Origin of the sequence: Streptomyces sp. NBC_00448 (assembly GCF_036014115.1) — a bacterium.
GTDB lineage: Bacteria > Actinomycetota > Actinomycetes > Streptomycetales > Streptomycetaceae > Actinacidiphila.
This window is the reverse complement of the sequence record NZ_CP107913.1, coordinates 9,495,689-9,510,141: the sequence shown is the minus strand read 5'-3', so window position 1 is coordinate 9,510,141 and position 14,453 is coordinate 9,495,689. Positions and strand designations below refer to the sequence as shown.

Below are 14,453 nucleotides of genomic sequence, written 5' to 3'. Positions count from 1 at the left end.
AACCCCCTGGGGTGGGCACGGTGCTGACGCGTGAGCGGACGGACTTGAGCGGACGTGAACGGACCTACGTGGAGCGGTTGTTGGGGCAGTGCGCGGCGGAACGGGTGACGGCTACGGGCGACGGGCGGCTCCTTCAGGGCGGCCGTTGTCGATGTAGTCCCGCACCGCGTCCGGCATCGGCGGGTCGTCGGGCAGGATCGCCGCCGGGTCCACCTCGCCGCGCAGCAGATCACCCACGGTCACGCCGGGCGGCAGCGCCAGCGACGTCAGTTCGACGACCTTCTCCATGGCTTCGGCCCGCGCCTCGCGGATCGTGGCCAGCAGGACGTCCGACAACTCCTTGGGCGCCATGCGGTGATAGGCGCCGGTCGGGAAGTCGATGGCCGTCACGTCGCCCTGCGCGCCCACGGTCACCTTCACCGTCTGGCGCGGCGCGGTCGCCGTGCCCGTCACCTCGTTGATCCTGCGCCGCGTCTCGACGGCCTCCTCCCGCTGCTTGCGGTAGAGCTCCAGCAGCCCTTCGATGTCCTGGTCGTACGGCGTGCTCACGGCTTCCTCTCCTCGCGTCGCCCTCGTGCCGCGCGATATCGGTGGCGGTTTCGGTGGCGGTGGCGGTGGCGACCGCCGTCGTACGGCTCCGTACCCCACCGGTCCGCGTGCGCGCTCCTCCCGGCGGGGGCCACTCAGAACACCCCGTTCGGGCCGTCGGCGACCGGCGGCGAGCCCCACGTGTCGCCCTCCTGCACCAGCAGGTCGGCGATGCCGCGCGCGGCGGGTTCCCCGTCGGCGGACTCGTCCTGGGCCCCCTCCGGTTCCTCCTCGTCCCACTCGTCGTCCGCGGACGCCGGGGCGCAGGACAGCGGCTGTTCGGCCGGTGCGAGAACGGCCGACTCGCCGTTCGCCGCGGGCCGGTTGGGCCGCCAGGTGGCCAGCGGCTGGTCCTCGCCCTCCGCCTGCGCGGCACCGTCCGCCCCGCGCGGGGCGCCCCCGGGGCTCGTGCCCCAGGTCCCCTCGTCGGCGGTCGCGTACCCGGGCGCGGAGATCTCCGCCTCCTCCTCGGGCCGCGGCGCCCACAGCAGCGGTACGAACGACGCGCCCGCCACGCCCCAGGCCGCGGTGTCCTCCTCCGACAGGTCGTCGTCGGCCGGCCGCAACACCACCAGCGGGTCGCCGAGTTCGCCGCCGCCCGAGGGGTCGTACCCGTCGTACGCCGCGTACTGCGGGTCGCCGCCGTGCGCCGGGGGCTCCGGTACGACCGGGGCCGGCGACGCGGTGAGGCCGGCCGCCAACGCGTCGGCGGCCAGGGCCTCGGGGACCGCCGGTTCCGCGAACGCCTCGCCGGTCGGCTCCACGAGGGTGCCGCGGTCGTCCTCGTCCCGGCGGCCGGGAGCACCGGCCGCGCTCATGCCGCCCATCGGCAGGAACGGGGTCGCCGCGGGTACGGCGGAGGCCTCGGCCGCGGCGGGCACCGCGAACCCTTCCGTGGTCCCGTCGGCCCCGCTTTCCTCGGCCGCGGCCGGTACGGGCGCGGCTCCGGTGCCCGTCTCCGTGCCGTTCGGCAGCCCGGACAGCGTGGCCGCTCCGGTACCGGCCGGCGCCGATCCGGACACCTCGGCCACCGGCGCTCCCGGTTCCGTCCACGGCTCGGCGCTCGGCGCGAACAGCCCCGACGCGTCGGACGACGCACCCTCCTCCCGACCCGCCGCCCCACCCGGCGCTCCGCCCATCCCCGGCATCATCATCCCGGGCATCCCGCCCTGCGCGGCCGCCTCCTGCTGCTCGGGCAGAGCGCCGGGCAGGTCGAGCCCTTCCTGCCCGCCGGGTACGGTCCCGGCTGCGGCGACCTCACCGGACGCCGGGTCGTCCGCCCCGGTCCACGGCTCGGCTGTCGGATCGAGCAACCCCGACGCGTCGCTGCGGTCCGCCCCACCGGCAGCCGCCTGCGCACCCCCACCCATCCCCGGCATGAACGGCGTCCCGCCTCCGGTGCCACCCAACTCCGACGAACCCGGAAACTCCGACGACTCAAACCCCGGCAGATCCAACCCACCACCCGCACCCACCCGAACACCACCCGACGGCAAAAACCCCTCCCCCGCCGTCCCCACATCCCCCGACCACGGCTCAGCATCCCCCTCCAACAACCCCGACGCATCACTACGATCCAACCCACCACCCACACCCGCCTGCGCACCACCACCCATCCCCGGCGTAAACGGCGTCCCGCCTCCGGTGCCACCCACACCGGCACCCTCCCCACCCAACCCCGACGAACCCGGAAACTCCGACGGCTCAAACCCCGGCAGATCCAACCCACCACCCGCACCCACCCGAACACCACCCGACGGCAAAAACCCCTCCCCCGCCGTCCCCACATCCCCCGACCACGGCTCAGCATCCCCATCCAACAACCCCGACGCATCACTACGATCCAACCCACCACCCACACCCGCCTGCGCACCACCACCCATCCCCGGCGTAAACGGCGTCCCGCTTCTGGTGCCGCCGGTGAGGCCGCCGCCGTTCGCGGACAGGCCGGTGGAGCCGGGGAAGGCGGACGGGGAGAAGCCGGGGGTGTCCGTCTCCAGGCCGAGGTCGGCGGCGTTGGGTGCCGAGCCGCCCGTGGTGGTGCTGCCGGGGAAGGCGGACGGCGAGAGGCCCTTGGTGTCGCCGAGGCCGCCGAGGCCGGAGCCGTCGCCGAGGCCCGCGGTCCCGCCGATGCCGGTGTCGCCGGGGAAGTCGGCCGCGGTCGCGCCGTCCTTCCAGGTGCTGGGGTCCTCGGCGAGGTCGGACTCGGGCAGGGTGCCGGTGCCGCCCAGTCCGGTGCCGCCGCCGAACGCGGACGGGTTCGCCAGGGGCAGGCCGCCGAGGCCGCCGCTGTCGCCCCCCAGGCCACTGTCGCCGCCGAGGCCGGTGTCACCGCCGAGGTCGCCGCTCCCGTCGACGCCCGTACCGCCGCTGAACGCCGTGGGGTTGAGCATCCGGTCGAAGGCGTTCGGGTCCAGCGTGCTGTTGTCCGTGCCGAGGCCGCCGTCCGGTCCCAGGCCACCCAGCCCGCTCAGGTCGCTGTCCCCGCCGAGGCCGGAGCCGGGCCCGTTGCTGTCCAGGCTGCCGGAGTACGGGCTGGGCATCGCGTCCTGGGCGGGGTCGTATCCGGCGGCGCTGGTCAGCGCGGCGTCGGGCGCGAGCGTGTCGAGGCCGCTGCCATCGGAGTTCGACAGGCCCGCGGGATCGGACGGGGTGTAGTCGGCGGGCTGGTAGTCGTCCGGCGGGGCGTCCGCGGGCGGCTCGTCGACCGGCGGCGGGTCGGTCGCGGCGGGCCCGGTGATGGTGCCGGGCGGGCGGACCGAGTCGATGGTGACCTGGTAGTCCGCGGCCAGGTTCTTCAGCACCGCGCGCATGTCGTGGTTGAGCATCTTGACCAGTTCGGGCTTCTTGCTCACCGGGATCAGGCCGTTGCTCATCGGCGTGACGCCCATCAGCGTGGCCTGGTTGGCGTACCAGGCGTCGATCTCGCCGATCTTGTTCTGCGCGTTGAGGAGGTTGACGGAGTTGTCCGCGAGCTGCTGCGGGACGGAGTTGCCCGAACCGCTGCCGCCGTCGGCGGTCTTGCCGCCGGACAGCACGTCGGCGGTCGCGGCGACCTGTTTGGAGAAGGTGCTCATCATGTCGTAGAAGGCGTCGGCGGCGTCGCCCTTCCACGGGCCGTCGTCACCGGCGAGCGCCTTGGCCTGGTCCTGGAGGGCCTGGGCGACGCCCGACAGCACCACCTGGACGTGGTAGAAGACGTTCGCCGCGTCCTGGAGGCTCTGCGGCGACGCGACGGACGCGGCACGGTCGACGTTGTCGGGGTCGTCCGTACCGGCGGACATGCCACGGATCGCGGCCTCGATCTGCTTCCAGTCCCAACTGTCGTAGTCGGAGATCTGGCCGGTGTCGGACGGGTCGCCGTAGATGGCGCCGTCGTCGCCCTGCGAGAAACCGTTGCTGTCGTAGTCGGTGCCCATGTGAGCAAGTCCTCCGTCATTGCGCCGTCGCTGGTCGCCGGTCCTGGCCGGCGGGGCGTCAGGTGATCCGAACCGCCCCGCCGGACAGGACACTTGCGCACGACCTGTCGTCCTCGACCCGCCGTGCCATCCGCTGGGTGACGCGTGTGCTGCCGCGTGTGCCGCCGCGTACGGTGAACGCGGCTTCTGCCGCGTGCGGTTACGCGCCCCCGCCGGATGACGCCCCGCCCGAGTCCGTCAGCAGGACGGAGAAGTCGCCGTCCGCCGACTGCATGGCCGTCTGCAGATCCTGGGACGTCATCTTGTTGGCGTCCTCCAACGTGGAGTAGCGCGACGCCAGTTGCCTGACTCCGTCCCGCAGGTCGCCGAGCCCCTGCACCAGATCCGCCAGGACCTTGCCGTACTGGGCCTTCAGCCCGGAGTCGGCGTTGAGCCCGTTGACCTTCGAGCGGATCTGGTCGGCGTGGTAGAAGGCACCCGGAGCCGTGCTGACCGGGTCCAGCTTCTTGGCTGCCGCCTGCGTGGGCGCGATGAGCTTGTCGATGTTGTCGGCGAACACGTCCATCGACGGGGTGTCCACGCTCGTCCCCTTGCCGCCGTCGGTACCGCCCGGCACCGACGGCGGGGTGAACGGCGTGTCGTTGCTGTACGTGCCCTGCCCGGCCGGCAGCGTCGTACCGCCGTCGTACGCCTGGGCGGTGTGCTTGGGCGCCGGGGGCGACGGGGGCAGGGTGCCGTCGAGGGTTCCGTAGGTCATGGCGGGTCAGCCCCAGAGTTGGACGCCTGCGCGCTCGCCCAGGGAGTAGTACTCGTTGATGTTGCCGAGTTGCTGGGTGGCCAGGGCGGCCTTCTGGGTCATGTCCGCGGCAGCGGCGTCCCACTGCGCCTTGACCTCGGCGTAGGTGGCCTGCGCGTCGCTGGTCCACTCGCTCAGGTTGATCCTGGCCTGGTTGTCGAGGTCGGACAGGGCCTGGTTGATCCGCTGCGTGATGGCGTTCATCTCGCCGACGATGACGTCGACCTGCTCCATCTGGACGGTGTACGTCGCCACGGGGGGCTCCTTGGAGGAAAGAGGGGGAACGGGCGGTGGTGCGGTGCGGCCGGTGCGGGTCAGAAGCCCGGGAGGCTGGTGACGCCGGAGGCGATGTTCTGGGCGACCGTGTTGGCGGTCTGCTGGGTCTCCTCATGGGTGTTGGCGTAGACCTGCGTGTTCTGCTGGAGCTTCTCCAGCATCGTCCGCAGCGCCTGGTTCACCTTGTTGAAGTCGTCCAGCCACGCCTGCATGGCGTTGCCGTAGATCGTCGAGGCGTCACCGGTCCAGCTCCCGCGCAGGCCGTCGATCTGGCCGGCCATCTGGGCGTAGGAGGTGGCGCCGTCGTCGAGGGCGGTCTGGAAGGTGCCCTGGGCGGCGGTCATTCCCTGCAGTTCGACTGATGTCAGTGCCATGGTCGGGCTGTCCTCTCGTCGGTGTGCGTCTGCTCTTCCATCCCGGTCCGCCGCGGGTGCCGCTCGAGGTCACGGCGGGCCGGAAGCTCACAGCCGGGCCAGCGGTTCCGGCCGCTGGTACGGGGGTTCGGGGGATTCGGGGGGCACCGCCGGGGGCGGGGCGCTCTCGTCCGGGGCGAGCACCGCCGCCCGCTCGGGGGCCTGGCGGGGCAGGTCGGCCGGGGTGACGGTGCGCGCCCGCGCGCCGGCGGCGAGGCTTTCGGCGAGTCGGTGCGCGCGGTAGGCGCCGGCTTGTTCGGGCGAGCGGGCGAAGGTCTCGGCCAGTGCCTGGGCGACGTCCTCGTCCATCTGGAAGCCGTAGCCGCGCAGCCGGCGCCGCACCAGTTCCACGGTCTGCTCCGGGGTGTACGGCTCCAGGCGGGCGTATTCGGCGAACCCCTGGGCGACGTCGGTGCGTTCGCGCATCAGGCCCATCAGGTGCTCGGGGGTGCCGATGAGCGCCAGCACGGTGTCGCCGGGCACGATGACGATCCGGGCGAGCGCGTTGAGCACGGCCTCGCGGGACTGCGGGCTGCGCTGCTCGAACGCCTCGGTCCACTCCAGTACGAGCACCCCGCCGGCGTTCTCCTCCAGCGCCGACGCCAGCCGCAGCAGGGGCTGTTCGGCCCAGCGGGCGGGCAGCGAGGAGAGCCGGATGTGCCGGGTGGCGCCGGTGGGCAGCAGCCCCAGCTCGGCCAGGCAGCGCCCGTAGAGCGCGGCGAGGGCGCGGCGGCCGCTGCCGGGCGGGCCTTCGAGCACGACGTTGGCCCGGGCGGACAGCGGTTCGGGGCGCGTGCCGGGCCGCTGCTGGGCGGCCGCCAGGGCGCGCAGCCGGGTGCGCAGCGCCGAACGGGCGGTGTCCAGGCCGGTGATGGCGGCCAGCCGGCGCAGTCCGGGCAGCTCGGGCAGCTCGGGGTCGCCGTCGCCGGCGGCCGGGGTGCCGGGCAGCTCGGTCACGTCCTCGCCGGTCAGGACGCTCAACGCGCTGTCGTCCTGGTGGGGTTGGGCGGACAGCCGGGTGGCCTGGCGGCCGATCATCTCCTCGAAGATCTTGCGGGCCACCCGGCCGTTGCCGAAGGTGTCGCCCTTGGGCACGTCCACGAAGTAGCGGTTCAGCGCCTCCAGGGCGCCGTCGTCGAGTTCGTAGTAGTGCTTGCCGCACAACCCCCGCACGATGGTGACGAGTTCGTCCGGTTCGTAGTTGGGGAACTCGATGGTCCGCGCGAAGCGGGACGCCATGCCGGGGTTGGAGGCGAGGAACTGGTCCATCTGCGCCGAGTAGCCGGCGACGATGACCACGATCTCGTCGCGGTGGTCCTCCATCAGCTTCATCAGCGTCTCGACGGCTTCCTGGCCGAAGTCCGGTCCCGAGCCGCGGGACTGGTTGGTCAGGGTGTACGCCTCGTCGATGAAGAGCACGCCGCCGAGTGCCTTGGTGAAGACCTCGGTGGTCTTGATGGCGGTGCCGCCGATGATCTGCGCGACCAGGTCGGCGCGGGCCACCTCCACGATGTGGCCCTGCCGCAGGATGCCCAACTCGGCCAGCACCGCGCCGTAGAGGCGGGCCACCGTCGTCTTGCCGGTGCCGGGCGGGCCGGCGAAGACCAGGTGCCGGCTCATCGGCGGCATGGGCAGGCCCATCTCCATCCGCCGCTTGGTCATCTTGTTGAGGTCGATCAGGCCGGTGACCTCGCGCTTGACGCTCTCCAGGCCGACCAGCGACTGGAGTTCGGCGAGCGGGCCGGCGCCCGTGCCGCCGGTGGCCGTCACCGCCGGACCCGGGCCCGCGGCGCCGCCGCCGGCGGCCGACGTGGCCGTCAGCTCCTTGCCGCCCGCGCCCGGGCCGCTGCCTCCAACGCGCCCGGTGCCCGAACGGCGTTCGCCCACCGCGGAGTTGTCGCGCACCTCGCAGTCGTGGACGCCGACCGGCTCGGCGGTCTCCGAGCGGATGCCCTCGCCGGCGTTGTCGAAGACGGTGCAGTTGCTCAGCTCCGCGCGGGAGGCGGCGGCGAGGTGCACGCCGTCGCCCCGGGCGCCGTGCACCCGGCAGCCGACGGCGGTGAGCGTGCCGCCTGCGACCCGCAGGCCGTCCCCGTCGGAGCCGCTGAACTCGCTGTCCCGGGCCGTCAGTTCGCTGTCCGCGCCGATGACGACGCCGCCGCCCTCGACGGTCGAGCCGTCCAGTTCGGCGTGGGCGGAGTCCGCCAGGGCGAGCGCGCAGCCGCCGCCCACGCGCAGCCGCACCTCGGACAGCCGGGCCCGTACCCCCTGCCCCAACTCGATGCCTACGGTCCCGCTCGCGGTGGCGTCGGCCTCGTCGACGTCCAGCCGCGCGCCGCCGAGCGCCTGCACGGCGGGGCCGCCGTCGGCGACCGACAGCCGGGTCAGCCGGGCCGCACCGCCGCCCAGCCGCACCGCGGCCGTCGCGGCGTTCCGCACGGTCAGTTCGGTCGCGGTGACCTCGGCGCCGTCCTCGGTCAGCACGCCCACCGGGGTGGCGTCGATCCGGCAGCGCTCCAGCACCGGCCGGGCGCCGGCCGCCGCGTGCAGAGCGACCTGGGCCGCTCCGGTGATCACGCAGTCGCGCAGGATCGGCGCGCACTCCTTGACGTACACCGACTCGCCCCGGGACCCGGTGAACACGCAGTCGGCCAAGGTGACGTCGGCGGTGCTGGCGAGGTACGCGTCCAGGCCGGCGCTGCCCGTCACCTCCACACGGCTCAACTCGGCCCGGCCGTCCTGCTCGACGGCGAGCGCGGGCTTGCCGCTGCCGGTGATCCGGGTGGCCTCGACGACGACGGCGCCACGGCCGTTGACGCACAGGCCGTTGCCCGCGGCGCGGTCCAGGGTGGACGAGCGCAGCGTGAGCCGACCCTGCTCGGCGACGACCACGGCCGACGAGCCGGCCTCGGAGATGGTGGTCCGCTCCACGACGTTGCCGCCACCGGACGTCAACACCACACCCGCGCCAAGGGAGTTGGTGACCTGGCAGTCGCGCAGCGCCACCGTGCCCGCGTCCCACGCCAGCACCGCCGTCCACGCCTCGCCCGCCACCCGGCAGCCGTCCAGCGCGGCCTGCCCGCGGCGCACGTCGAGCACCGGCGCGTCCGGGTCGGCGCCGCTGAGCAGCAGCCCGGACATCTGCACGGCCTCCGCGTCCACGACGACGGTGCTGCCCGCTGGGGCGTGCACCTGGGCCGTGCCGCCGGCGCCGTCGGCGGCCAGGGTGACCGTGCGCACCAGGTGCAGGGCCTCCTCGTAGCGGCCGGGGCCCACCGTGATCAGCGCGCCCTCGGCGGCGTCCGCGAGCGCCTCGGTCAGCGACCGGTACGCGCCCGGCCGGTCCGGGGAGACCACTAGCACTTGCCGGTTCACAGCGTCGCTCCCTCGTGAGTCGCGCCCTGCGCGGGTGCATTCGGGCCGGCTCCGGCGCGCGGCCGGGGCGCGGCGGCCATCAGGCCGGGCGGAGTCTGCGGCTGCGGGGTCCGCGGCCCCGGGGCCCGGCCCGCCTCGGCCGGGGACTTCGGCGACGCGCCTGCCGGCGTACTCGCCGATGCCTTCGCCAGCGCGGCGACGGCTCGCTCCAGGCTCTCCAGGGCGAGGTCGTCCAGCGCGGAGCGCCCGGGCTTCACCCGTCCGTCCGCGCCGATCTCGGTCGCCGCCATCTCCCGGATCAGAACCGGGTCGCCCGCGGTGCCGGCCGGGCGCAGCACCTTGAACGTCGTGCCGGGCAGGAACACCACCCGGTCGGGCACCGCGGCGTCCAGCAGGCCGGTGCGCCGCGCGGTCATCGACCAGATCACGAACCGCGGCTCCGCCGGGAGGTCCGGCGACGGCAGCGCGAACGCCGGGCAGAACGACCACTCCGTCACCAGCCGCCCGTCCCGGTACCAGCTCCGTTCCGCGTCGGTCAGCTCCGCACCCAGCACGGCCGCGCCCCGGTACGACGGCAGCCTGCGCAGCCCCGAGGCCACGCAGCGCGCCAGCGGCACATGCGGCCCGACCCGCGCGGACCGCACGGACTCGTCCACACCCGCGCTGTTCCCGGTCAGGTACAAGCGCACGGCGACCAGGTCGATCAGCGCGTCCGACGCCTTCTCCCGGCTCGCGCTGCGCAGCCCGGGCACCTCCGACATCACCCGCGCCACCGTTCCCGCGGCCACGTCGTACTGCGCCCGGAACGTCTTGCGCACCCAGTCCCGCTCCCGCTCGATCCCCCGCTCCGGCGGCACCGCGCACGCGGCCCCCTTCGGCACGGGCTGCACGCGAACCCCCACGGGCGCCTGCGCGGCGGGCGGTTGTACGGGGGCGGCCGCGACGGTCATCTGCGGCGCCAACGCGCTGACGGCGGGCGGGGGTTCGGCCACCACCGGAGCCGCCGCGTACACCCCCGCGGACTCCAACCGCAGCCCGACCGGCCGCGGCGCGGCAGGCGGCGGTACGGGAGCGGGCCCAACGGCGCCCGACGGCGCCGGAGTCGGCGCGCCGCCCGATGTGGACGGCGCGGGCTGCGACGCCCCCGGCGCCACTGGGACCTGCGACGGCGCACCGGACACGGACTGCGGCAACCCCGGCGGCAAGGGCGCCGCCACGGACGGAGGCACGGCGCCCGGCCGCGGGCGCAGCCCAGCAGCGGCTGGCGGCGGCGCAGTTGACGTCCCAGGCGGTGCGGCGGACGCCGGCGTGGGCCCACCGGCGTCGGGAGCAGACGGCACGGGTGCCGCGGCTGGCGGCACCAACGGCGCGACCCGAGACTCCGGGCCAGCAGCGGTCGGCGGCAACGCAGTTGACGCACGTGCCGGTACGGCCGCTGACGACCCCGACCCACCGACGTCCGAAGCAGCCGGCACTGGTGCCGCGGCCTCCGGCGCCACCCGAGGGGACCCAGCGGCACCTGGCAGCACGGCAGTTGGTGTACCCGGCGGGGTGGGCTCCGGCGGCGGTACGAACCCGGGCGCGGCACCCGGCGCGGGCACTGCGCCCCGGGACGTACTCACGGACGGGCCCGAGGCCGGGGGCACGGGTGCGGGCGCGGCGCCAGACACGTGCAGCGCACCGGAAGTCGAAGGCGCTACAGGGGGGACGGGTGCGGGCCGCGGGGCCGGCGCCGGCTGGGTCGCCGAGGGCATCGCGGGAGGCATGGGTCCAGCGGCGGCGGGCGGCGGGCTGTCGCTCGACGGCGGGAAGATCGTGGTCGGATGGGCCAGCGGAAGAGGGAGCCGGCGCACCGACGGGTGACCGTCCGCCCCGGATGCAGCGGGCAACGGCGCCGGCGGTACGGAGGCGGAGCCGTTTGCCGGGCGGGCGGGCCCCTCGGGCCCAGCGCTCCCCTCCACACGCGGCCCCCGTTCCGAGCCCGACGAGCGCGAAACCGCGACAGCACCAGCAGCCCGGCCCGCAAACCCCTCGGGCCCAGCACCCCCACCCGCAAGCGACCCACGCTCCGAATCCGCACCGACCCCCGCGCGCGAACCCGACACCGCCTCCGACTCCGTCGCAGCGGAACGCGGAATCCCCGCCGACCCAGGCACACCCCAACCGTCAGCGCCGGCTACGGTCGCCAAGGCGCCCGCTACACCTGACGCGTCCGGCTCACCCGAACCCGCGCGCCCCGCAAGGAGAGGCGTTACCGAAGCTTCCGGCCGTATGACCGTAGGAACGGGAGAAGCGGCAGCCTGCTGCGGCGCCCCAACTTCCGCTCTTCCAGTGCCTGTTGGGTCAGCCGACACGGAAGTGGCCGTCTGAAGAGCCCCGTCGGCGGTCGCGGCGCCCGAAGAGGTCGCGGCGGCCCCGGCCGTCACCGTCGCCTCGGCGCGCGCCGCGACGGGAGGCGCGGAAGGCATCGCCGGGATCGCCCCCTCGGCCGTGGCGGACTCGGTGGCGGTCGAGGTGACCCAGCCGTCGGGCAGGGCGAGTTCGGCGGTCAGGCCGCTCAACGGCCGCGGACTCGACGGCTCCTCGGCGACGGCCCGGGACGCAGATGCGGACGCGGGTGCGGACAGATCCTCGGCAGCGGACGCCCACACCTCCGCCTGGAAGGGAGTGGCCGGAGCGGCCGGAGCGTGCCGCGGCTCAGCGGCAGGAGCCACGGCGGACTCGTTCGCCACAGCCCCAGGAACGCTCTCGCCGGCCCCGACACCGGCCCCGACCCCGAGCCCGCCACCACCACCACCACCACCGACAACGTTATCAACCGCACTGCCCACCGCACCGGTTGCCGCCTCCGCAGGCGCCCAGGGCGCGGTGCCGGCGGGCCGGGTGGTCGGCGGGATCGCCGCCGTCACCGCTTCGTGCGGGTCGGACACGGCGATCGGCTCGGCGTACCAGGCGCCGGTGTCGACGGCAGGGTCGTCGGCGGGCCGCAGGACGAAGTCGCCGCGGGCGTCGGCGCCGAGCCGCCACAGCGCGTCCTCGGCCAGCGCCCGCATGCGCGCGGCCATGTCCGGGGTGCCGCGGTGGTAGAGGAAGAGCCGGTCGCCGGGGGCGGCGGCGATCCTGCGGACGTCGTCGCCGTCGTCGGGTTCGGTGTGCGGGCGCATCCACAGCCCGCTCTGGACGACCTCCAGCACGGCGTCGAAGGCGTACTCGTAGACACCGGGGGCGACCGGCTGGAAGCCGGGCAGCGGTTCGCGCACTCCGACCAGCGCGGGCGGCGGGGCGCCTTCGGTGCCGCGCGGGCTGTAGAGGAGTTCGCGGACGAAGGCGGAGCGCCCGCCGGTGCGTTCGGCGCCGTCCGGCGCGGCACCGTTCGGCGAGGTGCCCGACGAATCGGACGGGCCGGCCGGGTCGGACGGCGCGCGGTCGTCGTCGGTCATGCCGGTGTAGAGGACGACCTGGTGCTCCAGCGCGTCGGCGAGCTGCTGGCCGAGGGCCTCGCCCTCCTGGGGCAGCGCGACGGGGCCGAAGTGCACGAAGCGGATGCGCGAGCGGGTCGTCGGCATCACGGTGTCCCAGAACCGTACGACGTCCGCCAGCGGTACGGCCGGGCCGCCGGGGCAGCCCAGGACGACGGTCATGACGTCGGGGTCGATGGCGAGGCGGCCGAAGAGCCGGCGGCGGTTGTCGTCCGCCGCGTCCGGCAGCGCGCCGCGCACCCACACTCCGCAGGGCAGCGGCTCGACGACGGCGTACGGGCTGGTCACCCAGGGCCGGTCCATCATCGAGAACTGCCAGCGCGGCTTGGGGAATCCCATGGAGTCGTGCTCGAAGGGGCGGCCGGGCCGCAGCCGCAGCCAGCCGGAGCCGTGGCCGCCGGGGATGTAGAGGCCGCCGCCCGCGGTGGGCAGCACCTCGCCGTCGGGGACCACCACGACCGTGCCGAGTTCCTCGGCGATCCGCCGGCCGGCCCTGCGGATCTCCGCGGAGGTGCCGCCGCCGAAGACCAGGCGCAGGCTGCCGGTGCTGTCGGCGAGCGCCCGGGCCATCGCGTCGGCCGCGGTGTCGGGGGCGACGCCGGGGACGTCCACGACCACGACGGTGTGCTGGTCGTCGCGGGCCAGGGCGTTGGCGAACCGCCAGGCGGACTGGTCGGTCCTGCCCCTGGGCTGGATCAGCAGGGCGTCGCCGACGGCGCGGCACTGGAGCGACTGGCCGGGCGGCAGCAGCGCGCGGATGCCCTTAAACACGGCCGCCTCCCGCGCTCGTCGAGCCGGGCATCGTCAGGAGGGGGCCGGTCGGCAGCAGGGCGATCATGTCGTCGGGGAGCAGGGAGACCAGTCCCGACAGTCCGAGGGCGGCGGTGACGTCGTCGCTCGCCAGCCGGTAGGCGGTGCCGTCGTCGGTGACGAGGTAGGTCCTGGGGTGGGTGACCTTCCTGAGCGTCTCCTCGCGGCTGCTGACCACGAGGCCGTGGCCGGGCGCGACGAGGACGGCGCGGCTGCCGGTGGCGGCGTCCCCGCGTTCGAGGACGACCTGCGTGCCCAGGGCGCTGCCGTCGACGTGCTGGGCCAGGCACACCGTCTGGCCGTCGGTGGACACCGCGGGGGCGCCGGTCACGTCCGGCAGCGCGCCGGCCATCTCGGGGTCGTCGGTGAGGCGGACGGCGGCCAGTGCGGAGGAGGGCACCTGGAGGGGTGGGGGAACGTGCGGCTCGGCGGCGAGCAGCGCGGACTCGGTGGCGTTGGTACGGGCCACCCCGCCGCGGGTCATCACGTAGTAGTGCCGCTCGCCCGCCGTCGTGGTGGTGGTGAACAACTGGCCGACGGTGACGCCGTGTCCGGCGACCGTGCCGGCGGGCTTGCCCTGTCCGGCGGGGCGGACCGCGGTCAGCGCGCGGCCGGTGGGCACCGCGGCGAGCCAGTCGCCGGGGGCGGCGGTCGGCTGGTCGGTGTCCAGGCCGAGCGCGACCAGCGTCGCCTGGTCGGGGACGCGGTACTTGGTGCCCTTCCACAGCAGGTAGCGGGTGCCGTCGGCGGCGACGAGCAGCGTCTGCCGGTCGGCGGGGAAGGCCGTGGTCCGGCCCGCGGGGCTGAAGTCGATGCTCTGCCCGCCGGCGAACTGCGGCCGCAGGCAGCGGGTCCAGGCGTCGCCGATCACCTGGGAGGGGGCGGGGACCTCGTCGGGCGCGCCGGGGATGCCGACCGCGGTGCCGTGCGGGATGCCTTCGAGGTCCTGGCGGGAGACGGTGTGCGCGGTGGGGTTGCGGGCGAGCAGCAGCACCGAGGAGTAGTTGCGGACCGGGCGCAGCTCGCCGTCGACGTACAGGTAGCGGTTGCCGGTCTCCTTCTCCACGATGTACGCGCCCGAGGCGCGCCAGGAGTGGTCGGGGGCCGGCGCGATCAGGCCGTAGACGCCGAAGCCCACGCACAGCAGGATGACGATGCCCACGCCGAAGAAGGTGCCGAGCGACGCGCGGCGGGTGGGGCTGTCGCCGCGGCCGGGGTCGCCGCTGACGAGTGCGGTGGCCAGCCGGCCGACGGCGAACTGGTACGCCTGGACGTGGTCCCGTCGGGTCTGCATGGG

The 14,453-nt window shown here is 74.8% G+C and carries 8 protein-coding genes; all 8 read right to left on the bottom strand.

The window, feature by feature from the left end:
• Positions 1 to 111 precede the first annotated feature (111 nt).
• Positions 112 to 549, bottom strand: coding sequence for a YbaB/EbfC family nucleoid-associated protein (locus OG370_RS40810; RefSeq protein ID WP_328473523.1), 438 nt, complete (start codon positions 547 to 549; stop codon positions 112 to 114).
• Positions 550 to 683: 134 nt separating this feature from the next.
• Entirely contained in the window at positions 684 to 4,007 is a 3,324-nt protein-coding gene (locus tag OG370_RS40805; protein WP_328473521.1) for a WXG100 family type VII secretion target, read from the bottom strand.
• 199 nt (positions 4,008 to 4,206) lie between these two features.
• Positions 4,207 to 4,764 (bottom strand): hypothetical protein, encoded by a 558-nt coding sequence (locus OG370_RS40800; protein ID WP_328473519.1) that lies wholly within the window; start codon positions 4,762 to 4,764, stop codon positions 4,207 to 4,209.
• 6 nt (positions 4,765 to 4,770) lie between these two features.
• A complete protein-coding gene (locus tag OG370_RS40795; protein WP_328473518.1) occupies positions 4,771 to 5,058 on the bottom strand; it encodes a WXG100 family type VII secretion target in 288 nt (95 codons plus the stop codon).
• 59 nt (positions 5,059 to 5,117) lie between these two features.
• The gene (locus OG370_RS40790) at positions 5,118 to 5,453 is read right to left on the bottom strand and encodes a WXG100 family type VII secretion target (protein ID WP_328473516.1); all 336 of its coding nucleotides are present in this window, start codon (positions 5,451 to 5,453) and stop codon (positions 5,118 to 5,120) included.
• Between the two features lie 87 nt (positions 5,454 to 5,540).
• Positions 5,541 to 8,867, bottom strand: coding sequence for a right-handed parallel beta-helix repeat-containing protein (locus OG370_RS40785; RefSeq protein ID WP_328473514.1), 3,327 nt, complete (start codon positions 8,865 to 8,867; stop codon positions 5,541 to 5,543).
• Positions 8,864 to 13,117 (bottom strand): hypothetical protein, encoded by a 4,254-nt coding sequence (locus OG370_RS40780; RefSeq protein ID WP_328473512.1) that lies wholly within the window; start codon positions 13,115 to 13,117, stop codon positions 8,864 to 8,866. The genes OG370_RS40785 and OG370_RS40780 overlap by 4 nt, the downstream gene beginning before the upstream one ends.
• Positions 13,110 to 14,450, bottom strand: a complete 1,341-nt coding sequence (gene eccB / locus OG370_RS40775; protein ID WP_328473510.1) for a type VII secretion protein EccB — start codon at positions 14,448 to 14,450, stop codon at positions 13,110 to 13,112. Before eccB ends, OG370_RS40780 begins: the two co-directional genes overlap by 8 nt.
• Positions 14,451 to 14,453: the final 3 nt, after the last annotated feature.